The organism is candidate division WOR-3 bacterium, assembly GCA_039804025.1.
Taxonomy (GTDB): Bacteria; Hydrothermota; Hydrothermia; order Hydrothermales; family JAJRUZ01; genus JBCNVI01.
Genome location: JBDRZP010000004.1, coordinates 10,649 through 34,330, shown reverse-complemented (window position 1 = coordinate 34,330; position 23,682 = coordinate 10,649). Strand labels below are relative to the sequence as shown.

13 protein-coding genes are annotated in these 23,682 nt (G+C 29.4%); 6 read left to right on the top strand and 7 right to left on the bottom strand.

The genetic code is table 11. From position 1 onward, the window contains the following. Positions 1-58: 58 nt before the first annotated feature. Both mtrB and ABIN73_02380 read left to right on the top strand, forming a co-directional pair. Positions 59-391 carry a trp RNA-binding attenuation protein MtrB gene (mtrB, locus tag ABIN73_02385; protein MEO0268573.1) on the top strand — a complete coding sequence of 111 codons (333 nt, stop codon included), beginning with the start codon at positions 59-61 and terminating at the stop codon, positions 389-391. Between the two features lie 62 nt (positions 392-453). After that, positions 454-1,161 (top strand): 5-formyltetrahydrofolate cyclo-ligase, encoded by a 708-nt coding sequence (locus ABIN73_02380; protein MEO0268572.1) that lies wholly within the window; start codon positions 454-456, stop codon positions 1,159-1,161. Here the strand turns inward: ABIN73_02380 and thiC are convergent. Next, entirely contained in the window at positions 1,151-2,482 is a 1,332-nt protein-coding gene (thiC, locus tag ABIN73_02375) for a phosphomethylpyrimidine synthase ThiC (protein MEO0268571.1), read from the bottom strand. The two genes, ABIN73_02380 and thiC, sit on opposite strands and share 11 nt — an antisense overlap. Before the next feature lie 147 nt (positions 2,483-2,629). Here thiC and ABIN73_02370 point away from each other — a divergent pair, with 147 nt between their 5' ends. From ABIN73_02370 to ABIN73_02355, 4 genes are read left to right on the top strand one after another with little or no spacing between them, the layout of a single operon-like run. After that, complete coding sequence (locus tag ABIN73_02370) at positions 2,630-3,133, top strand: cytochrome c family protein (protein ID MEO0268570.1); 504 nt, start codon at positions 2,630-2,632, stop codon at positions 3,131-3,133. Positions 3,134-3,178: 45 nt separating this feature from the next. Then, positions 3,179-3,838: a hypothetical protein gene (locus ABIN73_02365; protein MEO0268569.1), complete on the top strand. Its 660-nt coding sequence runs from the start codon at positions 3,179-3,181 to the stop codon at positions 3,836-3,838. Further along, positions 3,835-4,725 (top strand): VIT1/CCC1 family protein, encoded by an 891-nt coding sequence (locus ABIN73_02360; GenBank protein MEO0268568.1) that lies wholly within the window; start codon positions 3,835-3,837, stop codon positions 4,723-4,725. Before ABIN73_02365 ends, ABIN73_02360 begins: the two co-directional genes overlap by 4 nt. Positions 4,726-4,781: 56 nt before the next feature. Continuing rightward, positions 4,782-5,354: a DUF1640 domain-containing protein gene (locus ABIN73_02355; protein ID MEO0268567.1), complete on the top strand. Its 573-nt coding sequence runs from the start codon at positions 4,782-4,784 to the stop codon at positions 5,352-5,354. A gap of 67 nt (positions 5,355-5,421) precedes the next feature. On the opposite strand, the gene ABIN73_02350 is transcribed toward ABIN73_02355, so the two are convergent. The 6 genes from ABIN73_02350 to ABIN73_02325 are packed head-to-tail and all read right to left on the bottom strand — an operon-like array spanning position 5,422 to position 23,360. Next, positions 5,422-6,021 carry a hypothetical protein gene (locus ABIN73_02350; protein MEO0268566.1) on the bottom strand — a complete coding sequence of 200 codons (600 nt, stop codon included), beginning with the start codon at positions 6,019-6,021 and terminating at the stop codon, positions 5,422-5,424. Between the two features lie 10 nt (positions 6,022-6,031). Further along, the gene (locus ABIN73_02345; protein MEO0268565.1) at positions 6,032-8,317 is read right to left on the bottom strand and encodes a hypothetical protein; all 2,286 of its coding nucleotides are present in this window, start codon (positions 8,315-8,317) and stop codon (positions 6,032-6,034) included. Next, positions 8,314-9,066, bottom strand: coding sequence for a hypothetical protein (locus ABIN73_02340; protein ID MEO0268564.1), 753 nt, complete (start codon positions 9,064-9,066; stop codon positions 8,314-8,316). The genes ABIN73_02345 and ABIN73_02340 overlap by 4 nt, the downstream gene beginning before the upstream one ends. Further along, entirely contained in the window at positions 9,002-9,826 is an 825-nt protein-coding gene (locus tag ABIN73_02335) for a hypothetical protein (protein MEO0268563.1), read from the bottom strand. The genes ABIN73_02340 and ABIN73_02335 overlap by 65 nt, the downstream gene beginning before the upstream one ends. Continuing rightward, positions 9,823-22,506, bottom strand: a complete 12,684-nt coding sequence (locus ABIN73_02330; protein MEO0268562.1) for a hypothetical protein — start codon at positions 22,504-22,506, stop codon at positions 9,823-9,825. Before ABIN73_02330 ends, ABIN73_02335 begins: the two co-directional genes overlap by 4 nt. Continuing rightward, complete coding sequence (locus ABIN73_02325; GenBank protein MEO0268561.1) at positions 22,503-23,360, bottom strand: hypothetical protein; 858 nt, start codon at positions 23,358-23,360, stop codon at positions 22,503-22,505. The genes ABIN73_02330 and ABIN73_02325 overlap by 4 nt, the downstream gene beginning before the upstream one ends. Positions 23,361-23,682 lie beyond the last annotated feature (322 nt).

Genomic DNA, 23,682 nt, shown 5'->3' with positions numbered 1-23,682 from the left:
CCATTTTAAAAAGGTTTTAAAAGACCTTTAAAAGAAAGAATTAAAAAGGAGGAAAAGTATGTTAAATTATGAAGAAGGAACTAAAAGAGAACAACAAACAAAAAAGAATGTTTATGAGGACAGGAACCCTGTCCATGGGAATCCATACCTTGTGATTAAAGCCCTTGAAGATGGAGTTAGGGTTATGGGTCTCACAAGAGGTTTACAGACAAGAGTCTCCCATACTGAAATACTTTCCAATGGAGAAATCATAATATGTCAATTGACAGAATACACCTCTGCTTTTAAAATAGTAGGAAAAGCACAGGTAATAACACCTTATGGAGAAATTCAGGCAGAGGGAGCTATTCCCAAATTAAAGGAATTTAAAGAAAAGGTTCCTGAATTTTAATTAATCAGAAAAATAAAAGGGGACCCGGCTCAATCTCTAAAGCTTCTTTAAAAGAAAGATAAATGAATAGAAAACAAAAATTAAGAGAATTAGTATGGAAAATGTTAGAGCAAAGAAAAATAGCTAAATTTCCAGGAGCTTTTGGAAGGATACCTAATTTTGAAGAAGCTTTAAAAGCAGGAGAAAATCTATTTAAATTAGAAATATGGGAAAAGGCAAATTTTATAAAATCAAATCCCGATTCTCCTCAAAGAATTATAAGGGAAAAAGCCTTACTTGAAGGAAAAACGGTTTATATGGCTGTTCCAAAACTTAAAGAATTAAAATGTTTTATAAAACTTGAACCGGATAAAATAAAAGATAAAAGATTTGCATCAACAATAAAAGGAGCATTTATCCTTGGAAAACCTGTTCATCCAGAAGAAATTGAAAAAATTGACTTAATAGTTGTTGGTTCTGTAGCCTTAAATATTGATGGTAAAAGACTCGGTAAAGGCGGAGGATACTCTGACCTTGAATATGCAATAGGAAGACATTTTGGTTTTGTAAAAGAAAATACCCCGATAGTAACAACAGTCCATGAAATTCAGATTATAGATGAGGAAATCCCGCTTTTACCCCATGATATACCTGTGGATTATATTATAACTCAGGATAGGGTAATTAAAACTGGAGAAAAACTTAAAAAACCTGATAGAATTTTAAAAGAGTATTTAACAGAAGAAAAAATTAAAAGTATTCCTATTTTAAGGGAAATCCTTAAATCTTAACTTTTATTTCTTCTTCTTTTTTTAAATCTTCAATTTTCTGTTTCTTTAATGTTTTTTCAACAAGATTCATTGGACAGAAGGGGCCGCACATTGAGCAGGCTTTAGTTCCACTCTTTCTCCTTTCAAATATTTCCCTTGCTTCTTTTGGGAAAAGAGCAAGTTGAAACTGTGTTTCCCAATCCAGTTTATATCTTGCCTCACTCATTTTTCTATTTCTCTCAATAGCCTCCTTATTTCCCCTCGCTAAATCTGCTATGTGAGAAGCGATTTTAAAGGCAATAACCCCCTCTTTAACATGCTGAACAGTCGGGAGTCCAAGATGTTCTGCTGGTGTGATATAACAAAGCATATCGGCACCATACCATCCAGCAAGGGCTCCACCTATTGCGCCTGCTATATGGTCAAAACCTGCTGCAATATCAGTGGGAAGCATTCCAAGAATATAAAAGGGAGCATAATTTGTTAATTTCTTCTGAATCTGAACATTTGTTTTTATTTCATTTAAGGGTATGTGTCCTGGACCCTCAACCATTGCCTGAACACCGCTTTTTCTGGCTTTTTCAACAAGCTCCCCTATAACCATAAGTTCAGCAATCTGAGCTCTATCAGTTGAGTCATTAATAGAACCTGGCCTTAAACCATCTCCAAGAGAAAGTGTCATATCGTACTCCCTTGCAATTTCAAGAAGTCTGTCAAAATACTTATAAAGGGGATTTTCCTCTTTATTTTCAAACATCCAGGCTGCTATAAGACCTCCTCCCCTTGATACTATACCGGTTAATCTCTCTGAATTCTGATATATTTTTAATGTTTCCCAGGTAATTCCACAGTGGACAGTAATATAATCAACACCCTGTTTTCCATGTTCTTCAATAACTTCAAATAAATCATCAGGGGTCATCTCATAAATTGAACCTTTCTCTTTGGCAACCTTAAATTCAGCCTCATAAATAGGCACAGTTCCAAGAGGGACAGTACATACCTCTAAAATCTTTTGCCTTATATATTTAATATCACCACCTGTTGAAAGGTCCATAAGAGTATCCGTTCCGTATTCTATGGCTATTTTAGCTTTTTCTATTTCTTCCTCAATATTAACATAATCATAGGAAGTTCCAATATTTGTATTTATCTTTACCTTAAGTCCTTCACCTATTCCACAGAACTTTGTAAGATTCTTATGATTTATATTTCTTGGAATAACTACTCTTCCTGAAGCAACAAGTTCCCTTATCTCTTCCTTACTTTTGCCCTCAACCTGGGCAATATAAACCATTTCCTCTGTAATTTTACCTTTTTTTGCAAATTCAAGTTGTGTCATTTTTATAATTTTTTTTAAGGGGATTTTAACCCGTGAGAATATTATACCCTTTCCCTTGATTTTTTTCAATTTTTACTTTATAATAATTTATACATAATAATTTATACAATTTAAGGGTCCAATTCCCTGAAAAATAAAAAGAGAAAAATGAAAAAAATAATCTACCTATCAATGACAATTGGAATACTATCCCTGTATGCAGAAGAAGCAAAGAAATTTGAATATGTTAAAAGCACAACCTGTAAAATGTGTCATAAATCAGAAGCAAGGGGAAACCAGTGGGGAATATGGGAAAATTCAAACCATGCAAAGGCTTTTGAAACTTTAAAAACAGATAAGGCAAAGGAAATTGCCAAAAAAATGAAAATAGATGATCCTTCAACATCTGAAAAGTGTTTAACCTGTCACAATGGATGGGATGGTGAAGAGGGAGTTGGTTGTCAGGATTGTCATGGACCTGGTTCTGAATATAAATCTATGCAGGTAATGAAAGACCTTTATGAAAAGAAGATAAAGCCTGAAGATGTTGGGTTAATTCGTCCAAATGAGGAATACTGTAAAAAGTGTCATAATCCTGATTCCCCAACCTATAAGGAATTCAAATTTGCAGAATTCTTTGAAAAAATTAAACATCCTGTAAAGGCTCAATAATCTAATACAAAGAGGGTTCAAATCCCTTTTAATTACATTTTTATTGTGTTTAAAAAATTTATTTTCTTATTTTTTATTTTTTTTCTTTACTGTAAAGGTAAAGAAGGGGCTCTTAATACGAACATATTTCCTGAAAATGAAAATCTTATCTATGTAGTAAAAACTGTTCAGGGTGATTCTCTTGGTGTTTTGAATGTTTCAATAAAAAAAGAGAAGAACTTTATTAATTTTAAACAAGATTTACCCAATTCTGAGGTAAAGATGGATTTAAAGACGCTTAAACCAGTTTCATCAATTTTGAGAATTTTTTTGCCTCAGGGACCTGTTGAAATAAGCTCGGAATTTAAAAAGGGGGAAATATTACTAAAAGCCAGGTTTCCAGGTGGAATAAAAGATACAGTTCTGAAAACAAAAGAAAATTTTTATCACAGTGATTTTCTGATTATGATTCCAAGGGCTTTACCTTTTGAGAGTGGTAAAATTTACGAAGTAAAAAGTTTTGTTCCTTTAAGAGCTCAGATTTTTGATGTTAAAATAAATATTGTTGGGTTGGAGGAAGTAAGTTTTAAAGATAGTAAATTCAGGGGATATCATGTTATTTTTGACTTTGGAGTTGAAAAACATGATGCTTATTATGAGGAGAAATCACCCCATAGATTACTTTACTATACAAACGGGAGGAACAGTATAGCTCTTAAAATATGAGCTTAGGTATTTCACCTCAAGTTTTAAATCTTCTTTTAGAGGCTCAAAGAAAAGAAATTACAGAATATTATGTATATTTGTATTTAGCAGAGAAAATAAAGGGTGAAGAAAGTGAGAAAATAAGAGCAATAGGGGAGGATGAATTTAAACATTATGAAAAAATAAAAGGAATAACGAAGAGAGAGATTAAACCCAGTTTTTTTAAAATTTTTCTTTATAAAACAATCATAAAAATTTTTGGTATTGTTTTTGGTCTCAAATTAATGGAAAAAGGGGAAGAATTATCTGAAAAAACTTATGATATATTAGAAAAGCATTTTGAAGATTTTAAAGATATAAGAAAAGAGGAAAAAGAGCATGAAATGAGACTTATTTCCTTTATTAAAGAAGAAAGGCTGAAATATCTTGGATCAATGGTTCTTGGGACATCGGATGCTCTTGTTGAGCTTACTGGTGCTCTTGCAGGTTTAACATTTGCTTTAAGAAATTCCCTTTTAATTGTTGTTGCAGGTTTTATAACAGGTTTTTCAGCAGCTTTATCAATGGCGGGTTCAGAGTATTTATCAGTTAAGGCAGAAAGAATTGGTGATAGGAATCCTTTAAAATCAGCAGTTTATACTGGGTTTATGTATATAGCTGTTGTTTTAATTTTATTACTTCCCTACTTAATTTTGAAAAATCCTTTTATTTCTTTATTTTTTTCCCTTGTTTTTTCTTTTATTATAATTTCTCTTTTTACCTTTTATATTTCGGTTGTTTATGACGAGGACTATAAGGAAAGATTTTTTGAGATGTTTTTAATAATATTAGTCGTTTCTTTTTTAAGTTTCCTTATAGGATTTTTATTGAGAGAAGTTCTTTTCGGTAATTTATCTAACATAGATTAAAATAAATTAACCTACTAAAAATTTGTATTTTTTTATTTTTAATATTATAATTAAATATGAAAATAATAACTATTCCAAAGTTATTGAGAGAAAAATTGGGTGAAGATGTAGTTGAGGCATTAATTGAACTTTTAAATGCCTCTAATGAAACTTTAAAAATTGAATTAGTTGAATTACAAACTGAAAAATATGAGAGGAGACTTTCTGAAGAAACTAACAAACTGGATAAAAAAATAAGTGAAGAAACTAACAAACTGGATAAAAAAATAAGTGAAGAAACTAACAAACTGGATAAAAAAATAAGTGAAGAAACCGTAAAACTTGATAAAAAAATTACTGAAGAAATTAATAAACTTGATAAAAAGATTAGTGAAGAAACTAATAGACTGGATAAAAAAATTAGTGAAGAAATTAACAAATTAAAATCAGAGGATATAACAAAACTTGATAAGAGAATAACTGAAGAAACTTTGAAACTTGATAATAGAATAACTGAAGAATCCTCAAGATTAAGGATTGAAATTGCAAGGAGTTATTCAAATATAATAAAATGGATGTTTATATTCTGGGTAGGTGAAATAGGTGTTATAACTGCCATTCTTTTCACCTTTTTAAAGTTTATTAAATAAGCAGTATAAATTAAAATTTTGAGATTAAAAGGACAAAAGTGGAATAAAGGTTAATAAACCTTTAAAGTTACTTTACTTGAGAGATATTATATATAATTTCGCTTTTTACTCCCTCCTGGAAAATTAATGTAATTTTCTTATAAAAGTAATTGTTCTTTTTAAGTTCCTCATATTCAAAAAATACATATATAGTGCCCATAAATGATAAAATTTCAGCACTTTCTATCAGCCATTTCTCAGTATTTATTGTGTATCTACACTTCAGAATACCTTGTAAGGTATCTTTTGGTATTGACTCTAATTCAATAATTTTTCTTTCTTTTATTTCTTGAATTTCTATTTTCCCTTTTGGGAATATGCTTTGAGTATCAAGTATCGGTGGATTAATGGTGGGAATAGGCATACTCTTATCTTTGAAAATTATCTGATTTTCTTTCATTATAATTTTTTCTTTATTACTTTCAATTTCAAATTCAAAATTTTTTTCTTTTCTTTTTATTTCAAAATTAAAGGTCATAGGTTCTATAAACTGAGTGTCCTTTTTTGTGGTTATAAATTCAATCTTTCCTTTTATTTCATTTATATTTTTTATCCATTCAAAATTTTTTCTTATTTTTTTTTCAATTTCCTCCTGTGTTAGGAAAAATATAAAGTATAAGGCTAACATATTTTCCTCCTTAAAATTTTATTTCTCCATTAAAGGAGAATTTAAAATCCCCGTATTCAGGGACTAAAAATTTTGTATATTTAAGGTATAGAGATAGATTTAAAATTTTATAAATACTTGAAAATATTATCTCTGTTTCTTTTCTTCCGTAATTTATATTTCTTGTAATGGAATTTTCAATCCCTATTTTCCCTTTTACTGTAAGGTAATCTTTTATTTTTCCCATTGCACCTATCAAAGGGTATATTGTTTTGAATTTCAGAAAGTTATCTGAAAGATAGGTGTTATAACCTATTTTTTCTGATAAATTTATTCCGCTTATCATACTTATACCCTCCAATAAATCTTTTGAAAATGTTAAATTTATAGATTTAGTTTTCATATTAATAAAGTAATTTTCCCTTTTTGAAAGAGAATCTGAATTGATAAGAAAAATCTTAAAACTCTTTTTTATTCCTGAATAATTTAATGAAAATTTATTATATTTTAATTTAGAGCTTACTTTGAGGGTGTCAAAATAATTTTTTCCTTCTTTTAGTGCAAGATAATATTCATAAGATAAGAGAAAATTTTTTATACTTTTGGAAACAATTAAATTATCTTTTTTATCCTTTATATTTTTTGATTTTCCTAAAGAAAGAGAATAAATGGTCAAAATATTTTTAAAAAGAATAACATTCATTATTCCACCGTAGTTTATATAATTAAAGTAAAAATTATTTCCCTTTGCTTCTTTAAGGTTAACAAAAGTTGAAAAACTATTTCTTTTTATTGAAAATGTGAATCTTTTTGATATATCTGTGATGCTTCCCCTTGAATTATTTTCCGATAAAGTTTTATATTCTCTTTTTATGTTTCCAGTTGTTTCAAGAGAGTTTGATAATTTTATCTTGTATCCTGACGTAATTAATAAAATTCCCTTAATCTTTGAATTTATAAAGTATTCTCCTTTTGTATAGAGATTAATTTTCTTATCATAGAAGCTCAAATTAATCTTTGTATTTTCTTCTTTATAATTACTTGATAATTTAAAATTATTTTCACCATCAAGATAAAAATTTGAGAAATTTGAATTTATTTTTATTTTTAAAATATTTACAGAACTTTTTTCTTCAATAATCCCCTTTATTTTTTCCTTTCCAAAGATATATTCTGTTTTGAATTCAGTATTTTTTATTTTTTTATTTATTGCAAAATTATTAAGGGAAGAATTCTGTTCTGTTATATCTTTGAGATAGTTTTCTGAGAAGCTGTAGGAAATTGTATTTAAACTTATACCTGTTTTATAGTTTTTTTCATTTCGCTTTTCATTTATAAATTCATATCTTGTGTAATATAAAGATTTATATGAAATATCAACTGAATTTGTTATTCCTCCCTTTGTTATGTAAGGTTCTTCAATAGGTTTATAGAAGTTAAAGTATTTATTTGAATATCCGTTTATTTTAATCTCTTTAAAATTAAATTTTCCCTTTGCTCCATATGCTCCTAATTTATTTGTATATTTATCAAAGGCAGAAAGAATGGTTATGTTTCCGTATTTAAGAAGGGGAATAAAAAAATTAAGTCCCATATTTCCTTCTTTTATTCCCTTTCCTCTTAAGTTTACTTCTGAATATCCTATAAAATAAATATTTGAACTTATCCCATAAATTTCTTTAAATAATTCTTCTTGTGTCTCATATGTTACTTCTATTATTTCATCCTCTTTAATTATTCTGTTTATGAAATTTATATCACCTGTTGAATAATCAATTTCATAATCAATTCCCCTTTTTAGTTGTGTGTAATTTCCATTTTTAATTAATTTTATTTTTTCACTTTCAGGAACAATAGGTGGATTATCAAGGTGGAATGGACCCTGGCTATTATTTCCTCTAAATCTTTTGTATTGAGTTTCCCCCTTTTTTCTTGAATATAAAAATTCACCCTTTAAATTTTCAAAATTTATTTTTCCTTTTATTCCTTCAGAATATATATTAGAAAGTAAAAGGGAATTACTTTCTAAAAACATATTCTGCTCTCCGAGAGTAAAAATTGAAAAAGGGTTTTTTAAAGAGAAAAATATATGGTTAGGTTTTAGTGGATTTGAATTTTGTGTTATATCACCTTCTATTTCTGTTTGCCATTTAAGTTTTCCATTTATTTTAATATTCATATATTCCTGTCTTAAGAAATAGGGGTAAAAACCCTTTGGATAATTTCCAAAATAATTTTTTGATTCATAGAATATTCCTTTTGCTCCATGAATATCAATTGATTCCTTTAAGAATAAAAAAATAAATAAAATTTTCATAACTTAATAAGGTAGATTCTATCAGATAGAATGTATAAGACTTCCCTTTGAATAAAAAAATCCTTTACTTTCATTTCAATAGTGCCCTCAATATTATAATCTTTTAGAATTTTTATTTTATCATCTGAAAGAAGGAAAATAAGGTCATCTTTAATTTTAAATTTTTCCCCTTTTTCAATTTTAACCTCATTATTTTTATTTCCGTAAAGGGTATATTTAAAAAGGCTCCCATCCTCATAAAAAACATAGATAAAACCATTTTCTATTTCAAAATCTGTTATCTCTTTATCGTATATTTCCATTATAAATGATTCTTCTTTTATTCCTTCAATGTTATATCGTGTTATTTTGTTTTGATTTTTGTCAAGAACAAAAATTCCAAAGGAAAAATGTGTTCTTATCATTGATGGATTAATTTCATCTATTTTAAATTCTTTAATTAATTCACCGTGTATGTTATATATAATTATTTTATCTTCACCAAGTATGAAAAGATCATTTCCATCAGTTGTTAAATCTTTAACTTCTCTTGTTTTACCTTTTTCAAATCCAAATATTAAGATTATAAAATCTATTTCTCCATTTTCCTTAAGAAAATAAATTTTTGATTCTTTATCAGAATAAATAATTATTTCATCTTTTAGTGCAAGTATCCTTTCACCACTAAATTCAATTTCTATTTCCTTAAAAGGAAAATTGAATGGATATTCTGTGAGAAGAAGGTAATTCAGAATGTATAATAAAGGCATAATCCACCTCCATAAAATTTTTAAAAAAACCAGTTCCTAATGAAAATTCATCCTCATTTAAACCTGCCCTTAAAAGGAGGTAATCGGAGAATTTAAATTCAATTCCACCTTTTATACTGAATATATCTTTCTCAAAAATTCTCTGAACTGTAAATGATATTAAAAGGTCATCAAAAGGAAATAGAGAAAGTCCTCCTTCAATAAATGACATCTTATTTTTTTCAAATTCTATGTCTCTTAAAACAAAGGCAAAATTAATTTTTTTAATATTTTTAAAAGTTCCTATATCGTATAAAAATTTCTTTTCGTAAAAAAATTTTGTTTTATTTTCAATAAATTTTGCTGATATACCAAAATTAATGATTTTTAAAGAAAATCCTGTTGAAAGGTAAAAAGCATGTGATATGTATTTAGTTTTTTCTATATAAATATTTGTGCTATCAATTATATTTGTATCTTTTGAAATAATTATGGGTATATCACTTGAAAAAAGTCTAAGGTATGCAATACCAATTCCTTTTCTTGAAACTGATATGTTATCAAAGTAGGAATCAAAGGATAGTTCAGAATGCATATAAAGAATTTTTATTTTATTTATTGATAAAAGTCCAGCTGGATTATAAAAAATAAGGGAAGGGTCATCACTTATTGAGAGGAAAGCATCACCCATTCCTTTTGCTCTTGCAGAACCTGCAAGTTCAAAAATATCATACCCAATTCCTCCTATATTGAGGAACAAAAGAATTAAAAATATATTCATTTGTTTATAACAAGAAATTTAGTATATTTTTCTTCTTTAAATATTCCATTTTTAACCCTAATAAAGATAACATATATACCACTTCTAACATCAATTCCTGCTTCATTTTTTCCATCCCACATTATATTATTTTCTCCTCTTCTTCCGAAAAATTTTATTCTTCTAACAAGTTTTTCTGATAGAGTATAGATTAGAGCTTCACCTTCACAATCAGTTGAAAGATAAAAACTTATATTTAAAAATCCTTTTTTAGGATTATAAGGGGATGGGAAAGGAATAATTTCACCTATTTTAATTTCATCTTCATTTTTACTTTTTGAGAAAACTTCAAGAAATTTAGGAATTCCCATATCGTAGGTATATAGTGTTAAATAGTAATTTGGAAGTTCGAAAGGTTTTTCATTTACGAAAAGATATCTACTTTTTATATAAAAGGAGAAAATTTGAGAATTAAGATTTTGCTCAAATATCTTTTCTTTAAATGGAGAGTATGATGCAATAATTCCATTATCAGAACTTATCCATATTATTCCCTTTTCATTTACCTTTATTCTTATTGGTGTAATATCAACCTTAATTGAATCTTCAGGAGAATTCCTCTTAATTTTTAATTTATAAATTTTATTATTACTTTTAATATAAAAGTAATATGAATCTTTAACAGAAAAATCCCTAATTCCAAAGTAAAATTCACCAAACATCTCACCTTGTAAATTTGATGTATCAAGAATTAAAAAGTGTTCAAAATCTATTTCATTATGCATAAGTATAGTTAGTTTATTTCCCATTGGCTCACACCTTAAAGGTTTTGGAGAGAGACGGTAAACATTCTTAATACCATTTTTATATTTTATTACACTTCCCTCTAATGATGTTTCAAGATTACTTAAAATATAAACTTTGTCATCAGGAAAAAATGATATGTCACAGGGTTTCATGGATGGGGCAAGGATAGTATCCTCTCTAACAAGGTTGAAAGAATCAGTAATTATGTATTTTCTTATCTGAAAAGTATCCCTTGTTACCGGAGATGCTCTTTCTACATAATATAAAATTTCTTTATTACCGTCAATATCTCCGGCGTAAGGCACATCAGTTTTTAAAAATTTTCTAAATTTACCCTTATATAAAATCCTTTTATGGAAGTTTGTATCTCCCCACCATGTTATTCCCTCAAGTTTAAGTGTGTAAATTCCGTCATTTAAGAAAATAGAAGGAAATGTATCAAGGATTGTTAAGGAATCAAATACCTCATAATTTTTTTCTTTTAAAAGTATGTAATTTGAAGGCTCTATTCCTATACCATACATTAATCTCCATTTTGAAAGTCTATAAGCATATCCCCTTACTGAGAAATTTCTATTTACAATTAAAGAATCATAAGGGAAAGTGATTTTAACAATTGAAGGCAACGGTTCAATAACCCTTATAAATATTTTCATTGTATCAGATTTATTTAAAACATTATCAACTCCTGAAAATTTAACTGTGTAAAACCCTGGTGAAGAAAGGGGAGGAATAAAGAAGTAATTTTCAACAAAACCTGATATTGTATTCCCCCTTGTTTTTATTTGATAAAAAATCCCCCTTTCCCCTGATTCCTTATCCTCTACAAATAATGTTTCAGGAGTCCAGGGTAAAACCTGAATTGTATCACCTACTCTTCTTTTTGGTTCTCCTATTTTATAAAAGACCTGAGGAGGATTGTCATCAAGAAAGACATAAAAAGATGAATCTCTTTCATTCTTTACAAAATCCTTTGAAATCACCTGAATTGTATTTTCTCCACTTTGAAGAATATTACCTTTAAAAATTATGCTATCAGTAAAGAAAGTGTTTATAGGTTCATAAACAAAGGAAGATTCTACACCTGCATTTTTGTCAAGGGCGTAAATATGAATTTTTGAAGAATCAGAGATAAAAGTAGTCCCCTCAAAAATATAAAAAGGTGAATCAACCTTAAAGGTTATAATAGGTGGTATTGTGTCTTCAAAGAATTTTATTGTAGTTATTTCTGATATGTTTAATACAGAATCCTGTGCAAAATAGGAAAGAAAATGGTGCCCATGTGATAAAATGGGATTAAAAGGCTTTGTGTATAGATTAAATGTGTCATCATCAAACTTATATTTTACAAAAGAAAATGTTGAGTCTTCTGATATGATAAATGAAATAAAAGTTTTCTTTCCAAAAATTGTATCTTTATGGGGTCCTTCTATAACAAGGGAGCATTTTGGTGGTGTATTATCAACATAAAGACTCCTCTTAATCAAACCCGATATATTCCCCAGTTTATCTTTTGCTTTTGCATAAACTTTATGTCTCCCTTCTTCCTGAATATTGAAGCTTTCTGTATATATAGAAAAGTTAAGAGAATCATCAATTGAATAAAATACAGTATCCACACCTGATAAAGAATCTTTGAAATTTATGCTAATCAGTGTTTTATTTGATATATTATTATGCCATCTTGGTTTTCCAATTAAGAATTCACCTTTTGGTGGTTTATTATCTTTTACGATGATATAGTATTTAGGAGCACTCATATTGGAAAGGTTATCAGCTGCCTTTATACCGAGTATGAATTTATTAAGTTCTACATTGAATGGTCCTGTATATTCCATCCATTCAATCGTTTCTCTTGGATTAATTATGTAATAGATATTTTTTAATCCTGAGCCAGTATCAGATGCAAAGATTGAGAAAAATCCTGTTTTATAATATATGGTATCATTTTTTCTTATAAAGGGAGATGGTATTTCAAGGGAAAGGGATGGTGGTGTATTATCAAGATATAAGAATTCAGTTTCAGTGAATGATTTATTATTAAAGGTATCTTTTGAATAATATTTTATTAAATATATTCCATCCTTTCCCTGCAGGTTGAATTTGCAAGAAGAAGCATTTATAATGAATGAGTCAGAATTTATTTTATATGTTATATTTTTTACATATGTTTCATTATCCTTTGCTTTAAGAGAGCAGGGTGTTATTGAGCTTATATATATTTTATCTGAGATATATTGAGGATTACCAATTTTCAGTTTAATTGTGGGTGGGTAAGAATCTATGAAGATATTGATGGAAGTATCCTTTTTATTTACTACTCTGTCGTATGATAAAACTTTTAACTTATGAAAACCAGAACCTCTCAATCTATATTCAAGAGAGTCAATAAATCTGATTCTACTTATGTCATCAATTTTAAATATTGAACTATCAATACCTGTAAATTCATCATTGGTTTTTATGATAATTTTAAAACTATCACCTATATAGAATATTGAATTTTTAAAAATTGAAAAGGGATGAAATAAAATTGTTATTTCAGGCTTTTGAGCATCCACATAGAATTTGAAGAATTTTAACCCGCCCCTGTTAAGAACAGAGTCCTCTGCATAATATTTTATTTGATGCAATCCATTTATAAGGGGTGGGATAAAGGGATCTGTATATGTTTCAGGTTCATTTTCATCCAATTTATAGATTACATAGGATGGTGTTGAGTCAGGTAAGATTTCAAAACCTATTCTGCTCAATGGTCCTAAAATTGAATCAAGGTGTGTTCCAAGAATAAATATATTTGCTTTAGGTGGTGTTTTATCAAGGTATAAAGATTTATTGATTTTTATAACATTTCCAAGTTTATCTTCACTTTTTACGTATATCCTGTGGATTCCCTCCTCTCCTTGTAAAAAGAATTCTTTATTGTAGGGGGAATAATTTATTGAGTCATCGATGGAATAGAATACATTTAAAACTCCTGCGTCTTCATCAATAGATAAAATTGAAATTGGTGTTTTAGTTGATATATTTCTGTTATTCCAGCTTGGCTTTTTAATTAAAATTGATATAGAAGGCGGTATTGTATCTTTTATGAAATTTATCGCCTTTACATTTTCCTTATTTGATAGACTGTCTACTGAAAAGAATTCAACAGTAAAATTCCTTTTTTTAATTTCAAAAGGTCCTTTATATATTTTCCAATTAGGGACTATTTCTTCAGAGCCTATTCTATATAGTATTTTTTTAACACCTATTGGATCTAAAGCCTTTATTTGAATTTTCCCATCTTTAAATATTATTGATTCCTCTTTATTTATGAAAGGAACAGGCGGAATCAATTGTGAAATAGGAGGAGAATTATCAAGGTAAAGGTCTTTTTCACCGCTTGTTATTCCACGATTTGAGACAAGGTAATAGGAAATATGATACTTTCCATCCTCACCATTAATTGTAAAGGGATTTTCATAAAGCTTATATGGATTTTCATTTATTTTATAGTAAATTTTGTATCTTTCCGCAGGTTTTGGTGAATTATCTTCTGGAATTGTTTTAAAAGAAATTTTTGTTTTTGATGAAATATAAGTTCTTTGATTTTTTATTACCTTTGGTGTATCCACATTAATTGCCACTAAGTAGTTATAAATAAGCGGGTATATACTTGTGTAATCAGGGGATCCTTCTGGTAATGGGGTTGCTTTAAAAATAATTCTTTCAAATATTGTGTCAGGTATTGTAAAGTTAATTGAAGTTAATGTATCTTCCTGTATTCCTATTATCCTTGTCTTTTGTGTTATCATTTCCCATTTTAAAGGTTTATTGAAGCCTATTACCTTTGCTCTGAGATTAATATTATTTCCTGGAATGAATCTCTCTCCTTCTTCTGGAGAAAGGATAACAGCATAATAGTTCCATTTTACCTGCCAGTATCCTGTTTTTACATCAGAATATCTTCCGTTTTCGGAAAGTCCTTTAAGGGTATAGATGTATTCACCTTCTTCAGCAGGCAGGTTATTTATTTTACCGTCCCATATTACAGTTATTGTATCGTATGGAAGGACATTGAACTCAAAGTGCTCTATGATATCTCCATTTAAGTTATATAGGGTATAAAATATTTTTCCTTTTTTATTTAAAAAGAATTTGAGCTTTCCAATTTCAATTCCAGTTGAAGGATTTAAAGGAGGTAAAATAGTTATTGAAGGGATTCCAATTTCAATTTTACCTGAGGCAACAGGAAAGTTAAGGAAATATTTTCTTATTCCCCTTAATATAAAGGAATCATCTCTTATTAATGTATCACTTTTTTCCCTTAAAGGTGGGATTGTATCACATGGTATTATGTAATAATAAATTGTATCTTCATATCTATTTTCTAATAATTTATCAAGAGGAATTTTTAAAGTAAAGTTCCCATCTTTTGTGCCAATATTAGAAGATTTTGATATATAAAATTTTCTGTTAATTCTATTATAAAGTAAATTGTAAATATTTTTAATTTTTTGTGAATAACCAAGAAATATCACATTTCCACCTTTTTCACTTCTGTAAGGTATGTATTTACCGCTTATTTTTATTGTATCATTATGAATTCTTTCCCTTGTTATTATTATTCTTCCATCTTTTGTTTCTCTTCTGTCAAGGGCTACAAAGTATGGTGAGGAATCTCCAGGGAAGGAGTCAGCCATTACGCTTAGTGTTATTTTACCTTCTTCCTGGTGAATTGTGGTATTTAAGGGTATAAGGGCACCATTTTCTTTTATTGCATAGATTTTTATATTATTAAGGTCAATATTGTATTTCGTTATTTCTTCTGGTGTAAAGTAGTAGTAAAGGGTTGGTTTATTCGGGTGATAAAATTTAGCACCTCTTGGTTTGAGGAAAAATATTGGACCGAAGTTTCCACCTATGTATGGTTCATCACCTTCAAGATAGATTGAGTCAGGGTATATAGGACATATTCCTGTAAGAGTTTTAAAATTAAAGGAATTTTTTGAAAATTGAATAACAGCTCTTGCATAAGGACTTTTTGCTGTTAAGAAATTATTATCCTGTGGATCAAAAAGGTCTCCGATTTGAAATTCCCTATATCTGATAAGTTTAAGATCTCCTGAATTATCGTATTCATATAATAAAACTTTTATTTTTTCACCGATTTCAGAACATTCAATGAACCCAAATAATGTATCTTTATTTAAGGGTCTTGAGCGTATTGAATCATGTTGTGGATAAATTTTATTTTCCCTTGATATGTATATTTTATATTTTTGATATTGTTTCAATTTTCCTCTTAAAGGAATGAATTCACGCGGATGATATGTAAGTTTAATAAGGGGTCTTAAGCTATCCATTGCTCCATTTCCTTTCCCATGTTTTTTGAATGAATTTTCTCCGATAACAAGGTCGTGGTGTGTTTTTTTATTTATATAAAATATTTGAGCAACATAATTTTGTATATCAAGGTCAGGGTTAGAAACAATACATGTATCAACTGGTGGTGGGTTTATTCTCCCTCCTCCATGTCCTGGAGGCACACCTGGTTCTTCTTCCGGTGGTTCATTAAACATACCTTGGGTCCCGCATGAATCAAAGTGGAACATCTGTGTAGGTTTTTTCTTTAATCTCTGTGGTATATTTTTTCTGAAATTTTCTTTATATTTCTGGGATATAAGAGCTCCACTGACATAGCCATAATCTGGAAAGATATTTTCAAATGTTAATGGTTTTTTAGTGAAAAGTTCACCATTGGTTAGAAGGGAGTCCATATTGCTATTCCAGTTAGAGTAAAAGGAATTTGATTTCAATTTTAATATAACAGCCCGCCCCTTATTTGGTATTTCTAAAAAAGTATCTTTAATAGAATTTCTGGCTCCTGGATTTAATGTATAGTTGTAATTAACTAAAACATCACTTCCATTCCAACCAAGCTGGTCTAAATAAATTGTATCTTCTTTATTTCCCTGAGAGAGCATTCCGCTTATTCTTTTCATTTCAACAAATTCAGGTATTGATTTCATTTTAAATTGTAATTCTCTAAAGAAGTTTGAACTTCGTGTTATCAATGTTATAAACTGGGAGGGATTAATCAGAGAGGTATCGGATATCTCATTACTTATCTTTATAATTTTGGATTTCAAACTATCAATTTTTTGATTTTTGTATTTTACAATAAATCTTACTCGCCATGTATTAACAGGCTTATTTGAAATATTTAATAAAACTTTACAGGGAATTTTGTTAGAAAGATGAATTATTTTATTAGTGTTATTAAGTTCTGTGAAAACATAAATATCATATTTTTTAATTTTCCTTACTTTTATCAGAGTATCAAGTTTATTATTATTTATATTATTCAATATAACAATTGCATATGTATCACCTTTTATTTTTAAAATATCCCAGGATAAAGATACAGAACCTAAGTTAGAGAGTGTTACACTATCCTTTGTATAAGGATTAAAGTAAGTTAATTCATTTACATCTGTAAAAGGTTCAGCTTTTGGATATTTTGGTATAGATGAAAAGTAGCGTTTTGAATCAGAGCTTGGGAAGAAATTTGAGTAATCCTTATAAATAGCACCAGTATCTATTAAGATTATTTTTGAAGAATCGGTGAGATTTGAAAGAAGGGAGTCATAAATTATAAAACCTATGGGATATTTTTCTTTATAAATTTTCAATTTAACAACATTTAAAGAATTAAATCTATATTTAGCAGTAGCCCTATAACATTTTTTAGATCCACAATTAACAGATTCTATAACTTGTGCAAAGTAAAGTCCCTCTTCACAAGGTGGTGTATCATTACAATTATTTAATATATTCAAAGTATTAAAAACACAGAGTAGACCTTTACTAAGAGTAAGCTGGAACGAATCAATCTTTGTTGAGTCTTGATTTAATCCAATTATTTTATAAGATCCTAAACTATCTGGAACCCATGAACCACCTTTTGATATAGAACATATATATTTAAACTCTCTTGGTAAAAATTTTTTTGTCTTAGTAAAATATTCTGTCTTCCATATCAATTCTAAAGGTAATTTTTTAGATTTTCTTGTTATAGTTAGAGTATAAGGGACCCTGTTATAAAGTATGCCGTTTGCCTTCAAATTAAATAAATATTCTGGCTTTGCATCGTATATTTTTTCCCCATTTAAAAAACCATTACCCTCAGCATATTTATCAGGAATATAAATAGATGTAGTATCATATTCAACAGGAACATTAATAACTGAAAAATAAGGAGAATAACATAAAGTATCTCTATCACTCATTAACGCTTTTAATTTTAGCTTAAAACAATAATTACCACTAACTATAATTGGGCTTTTATAAGCATTCCATAAAACTGAATGCGTAATTGTTCTACCATAAAACTTTTTATCAAGACAAACAGTATCAATAACTTTCCCATAACTATCTACAACAAATATATCAGCCTTTAAATCCATATTACACTTGAAATAAAGAGAAACTTTTGAAACATTGGGGTCATAGAGAGTTATTTCCTTTGGTTCCACATAAATAGTATCAATCTCAAATTTTGATTTAACCTTAACGAATCTTTCCTTCTCAGCATAACCTGAACCATCCTTCCCATAGGCAATAAACTTAATCCTGTATATACCCGGAGGAACAATCGTATTTGAAGGGAATATCTTGCCATCCCACTTGTGGAGCTTTGAACCTACATAAATATTCCCCTCAGTTAATAATTTATTTTTTCCGAGATATATTTTTGAATATGAATTACTTATCTTAAAAGGTCCCCTTCCTTTTATCTTTATCTGTTGATTTCTTTCAAAGCTTTTTATTGCCATTATATTAACCGTATTCATATAAGAGCTCACAACAAATCCTGAGTCAACTGAAACTGAATCTATATCAAAAATCTTTTCAGCTTTTATCTCAAGACCACCAAATTGAGTTGAATCACCCCTGTAGCAAATGTTAATTTCATCAGGATTATCAGAGAATAGATAAAATCCATTTTTATCCAATAAAGATGGTATTCCATTTATTGGATAAATATCAGCATCCATTTCACTTTTAAGAATATCTCCACTTTTACTTAAAACCTGGAAATAGATATTTGATGGAACATTTTTTAAAGAATATTTTGCAAGCAATGTATCCCCTTTTGTTAGATTGAGGATAAGGGTGTCATTGCTCAAAGGTGAGACTTCTTCTTCTCTTTCTCTTATCTTTTTAACACTTAAATAAATATCAATATCAGGATTTTGAGCAATTTCATTAGAAATATACATTGTTGTGGTATCAAAGGCAGAAAGTTTTATTCCATCTTTTTCTGACCTTGATATTAAAAGAATTTTAATTCTTGGCAATGTTAAGGGCTGTGGCTTACGGTCATCGCGGAAAATATTCTGTATATCAAAGGTTGCAAGTATTCCATTTTCAATAACTTCTTTAAATCCATAATTAAGTAGCTCATTTTCCCTTCTTAAATCTTCCCTCACCTTAATAAAATTCTTTTTCCAGATTGTTGTATCTATATTTTCAGGGTTAACCTGTGCATTTATAATTCTTGTCCAGTAAATTTCAAAATTTTTAAAGGGAATTTCATCAAATATATCAGGGTCAGAAGCTCTTCCTTTTATAACAACAGTTCCTCTTTTAAGGGTGTCTCTATCAGGAAAGGTTATTTCAGTTCCATATGTTTTTTTGAAGAAAATTAACGAGCTTCTTTTTTCATTTCCAAATGGGTCGCGGGCAATGAGATTTATATTATGTTTTCCATCTGTAAGTGATGAATTAATTCTGAAATATGTTTGAATATTTAATGTATCATCTTCAGGTTTCAGAATAAATGTATTTATTGAATCTTCATCTATATAAACATTTACTTTTGCTCCTTTTTTATTATCATTATCATCTTTTTTCTGGCTTACTTTAAAATAAAGATTAAGGTTATCGTTATCATCAACAACAAGTGGTTGGATATAAATATCTTTCATTTCAGGTGGTTTTCTATCTATCCTTAAGTAAGCATTTCCAGTTAAATCGTTAGTATTTAGTGTTATTACATTTCCGGCGGAATCGCGCACTTCAAGTTTTGCTGTATAAATTCCGTCTTCTATTATTTCATTTTTCATAATAACAAAGGAGTTAACAAATTCAAAATCATTATTCATTGGTTGAGGTTCATAGTAGTTTTCTCGTAATGCATTTATTTCCTTTTCATATTTTATTTCATTATTTTTAAAAAGAATTAATTTAGCTTTTGCCCATTCATTTACTTTGAATTTTATTCCAAGGAAATTCTTTTTTGTATTTAAAATAGAATCCATTTTTTCAACAAGTATTACTTCAGGTGGTGTATTATCTACTTTGAATTTTTTAGTTAAGGTATCAAAATTTCCTGCCCTATCTGTTATTTTTACAAAGATTCTGTATATTCCGTCATTTAGGTTTTGGAATATATATTTTGGAATATTGTGGAAGAAAAGGTCTCCGTAGTAGTAAAAGCCTGGGGTATCAAATTTCTTTTTATATATCATGTTATTATTTTTATCTTTTATTTCAATTAAAAGTGAGTCAGGGGTCATGCATTCAGATTGAAGGTTATCTTTTGCTTTTATGATAACTGGTAAAGTTGTATCTCTATTAATTGAGAATGAGCCTTTTGGTCCTATTATTTTTATTTCGGGTGGTTTTTTATCAACATAGAACTGGAAGAATGATTTAAAGGTTTTATAGTAATCATTGACTTTATAAAATATATTGATAACTCCCTCAAATGTATCGGGTGAAATATCCGGGAATTTTTCCTGTATGATTTGTTTTAGGTTAGTGAAAGGTAATAAAAGTCTTTTCCCTGGACAGGTTAAATAGTTTCTATTTTGTGAGCATTCTATGTCATTTCCTTCTACGTCCTGATAGTTATAATAGTTTTTTGGAATTAAAATTAAGGAGGTATCAATGGGGTTGGGTGTGTAGTTTCCGCTTGTATCTTTTATTAATCTTACGAAGTTTATTTTTAGTGTATCCCATGCAATTCTTTCAAGTGAATCTGATGTTCCGAGTTTAATAAGTCTTATTTTGAAGGTATCTTCTGTGTTGATTGTTGGTAAGACTTTTCTGTATTCAGGGTTTTCTTGCATGCAGAACCATCCGGCTGGGACTACCCATAGTTTATAGTTTCTTGTGAATTCTTCTCCGACGATGTTTTTAGCTTTTATCTGGACTAAATTCATTCCTGCTCCGAGGAAGTTATTTAATGAGGTTGTGTCAAAGAACCTTCTGTTTTGGTATCCAAGGTTATCCGGGTATTTGAATCTACTCCCTAATCCGTTAATTAACAAATTAAAGTCGGTTTGAGCTAAGAAGTATACATTTTTAAGGACACCTTCAATTCTGAATTTAGTGTTTTTAAGGTCAGCGATGATTGTGTCAATTTTATTTTCGGAGAGGAATAGAGTGTCAATTTTAATAATATTACCTGTTGAATCCTTAATTTTTTGTATGAGTATGACGGAGTCAATGAAGGGACGGTCTTCAAGAGCTTTTAGGATAATATTAGGTTCTCTTGTTATTCTTCCGTGAAACATTCCCCATAATTGTATCTCTTCAGCGTTGAATTCTGTTGAGACATGATTGACACTCTGGCAACCCCATCTAACCCAGAAATCTGAATCAGAATTCCACCATTCCCACATAACCTCAGAAATAGTAGATTTTATTGCCCATTCCAGAAATGGTTTAGGCTCGAATATACTCTTAATCCAGTAAAATGCTGTAAGTGGGAGTCCAATTCCTCTATTTAGTCCTTTTCCTATATCCGAAGGGGTGACCGCTAATTTAGATTTTTTAAAGAGATATTTATCATCATCATAAAAACCTCTTCCCATCACTGATACAAAAGGAATTTTGCCTGCTCCATAGGTTCCAAGATTTCTTATAAATGTTGAACCTTCGGCTAAATCAGGAATAGCGCCATTTGTAATCTTCATCTTTCGCCACATTTCAATAATAAGTGGTGCGCCTATACCTTCAAAAAGAGCAAAAGCTGTGAAAAACTCTCCCAAATAGGGTATCTCATATACAAAAGAGGGAAGGTGTTCTATTATTATCTCTGCTATTTTATCACCATGTAAGGTAAGTACAAATTTCCCTCCTATTATAATAGAGTGTTTTTGGAGATCAATTTTTATTGAATTTGCAAGCCAATCAGGTAATCGTAAATTATCTGGTATTATTTTCTCCACAAACACTTTCAAAGGGGGCACTATTGGATGCCATACGAAAAAAGTAAGTAGCATCCAGTCTCTCATTCCTAAATTCGCATTGATTGTCCCAAGGTGGGGGGTATTAAGTGTAATTATTTTCGAGACATGGGGAATAAGCTCTGGTTTTTCTTTCAATGCTTCTCTGGTTGCAACACCACCCATTGAGTGGGCAATAATTATTACTTTTGCATTAGGGTTATCTTGCCAGTTATTTCCATAATATTCTTTAAGGACTTCTTGAATTCTGTGAGAGAGTTCATCACCACATCCTTTATAAGGTTCAGGATAATTCCCAGAGTCAGGATCCACTGACCCTATAGGATCAGCAAAATTAATAACCTCTAAAAAAGATTTGTTAGGGTAAAGAATGGGAAAAGTGTCCCCAGGTTTAGTATAGGTCTTATCAATCGCATCCCAAACTATACAATAGGGGGTCATTTCATTTAGGAAGAATTTAAAAGTATGCCCTGGGATAATTGAATCCTTTATGATTGTATCTGGCCTTGGATTATCTGGTAATTTATATATTTTTACTCCCCAGTCCTTAGATGAACCCGCTGCTCCATGAACAAAAAGAATAGGATAAGGCTTATATGGCTCTGTGTAAAGAAAAGATAATGAAAAAATATATATTAATATTTTCCTCATAGTTTTCCTTTAGGGTTGATTTTGAAAAGTGTTGTGCCATCATATTTAATAACAGTTGTATTTCTAAGAAATAAATTCCCCGAAGGGGACCACAAAAATAAACCCTCCCAAGTATTTTCAGTATAAAAAGTATCTATTTTCCCATTGGTTAAGTGTAGGATACATCCATAATCCCAATTATTAAAGGAAATAGCATTTGAATCTATAGGCCCCCAATCAGGTGCAATTATTTTTGTATTATAACTATTCAAAAAATTTCCCATAGTATCTATTATTATAAGATTATCGTTCACAGGAGAAAAGATTACATATGCAATTCTCCCCCCATCTGAACTCCAATCAGGATAATTTGCTCTTGGATCATTTACTATCCTATGCTCCCCTGTCCCATCTATGTTTATTATATATAGTCCGTCATCTCTTTCAAATACGATTTTTTTTGCATCTGGTGAGAAGTCTGGCCAATTTCCTTTTGTCAATCTCCTTAAACCTGTCCCATCCCTCCTTATAACCCAAATCTCATATTCCCCATCTTCCCCAAGTATTGAAAACGCTACCCAATCCAAAGCACTTGTCGTATTCGTTAAAGCAAGATTATACTCACTATCCCATAACTTCGCTATCCTCCTATAAACCTGATTTGTATCAACCTCCCAAAGATAACCTATTTCCCTATTCTCAACAAGATCAGTCCCAATCGGACCCTCCCTGTATTTCTGATACCAATAAATCTCTATAAACACTATCTTATTATCTGAAGTCCAACTCGGCGCAAAATACTTAACTGACACTTCCTCCTTGTAATTACAACTCAAAAATAAAACTACTAAAAAAATAAAAATTAACTTTTTCATATTTTCTCTTACTTTAAAATTTAATTTAAAAAAATCTTTTTTATTATTTTCAAACAAGATGATAAATTTTTTCCAAGTTTTCATATTAATGTGCGCCCATTAAGTGTGAAATAATTATTACTTTTGCATTAGGATTATCTTGCCAGTTATTCCCATAATATTCTTTAAGAACCTTTTCTATCCTCTCCCCTATCTCATATCCCCATCCTTCCTGACTTTCATAAGGAAATATAATATTCCCCGCCTCCTCATCTATTGAACTTAAAGGATAATCAGCTCTTTTCTTTTATCAATCAGGAAGTTATTTTCAAAATATAAATTG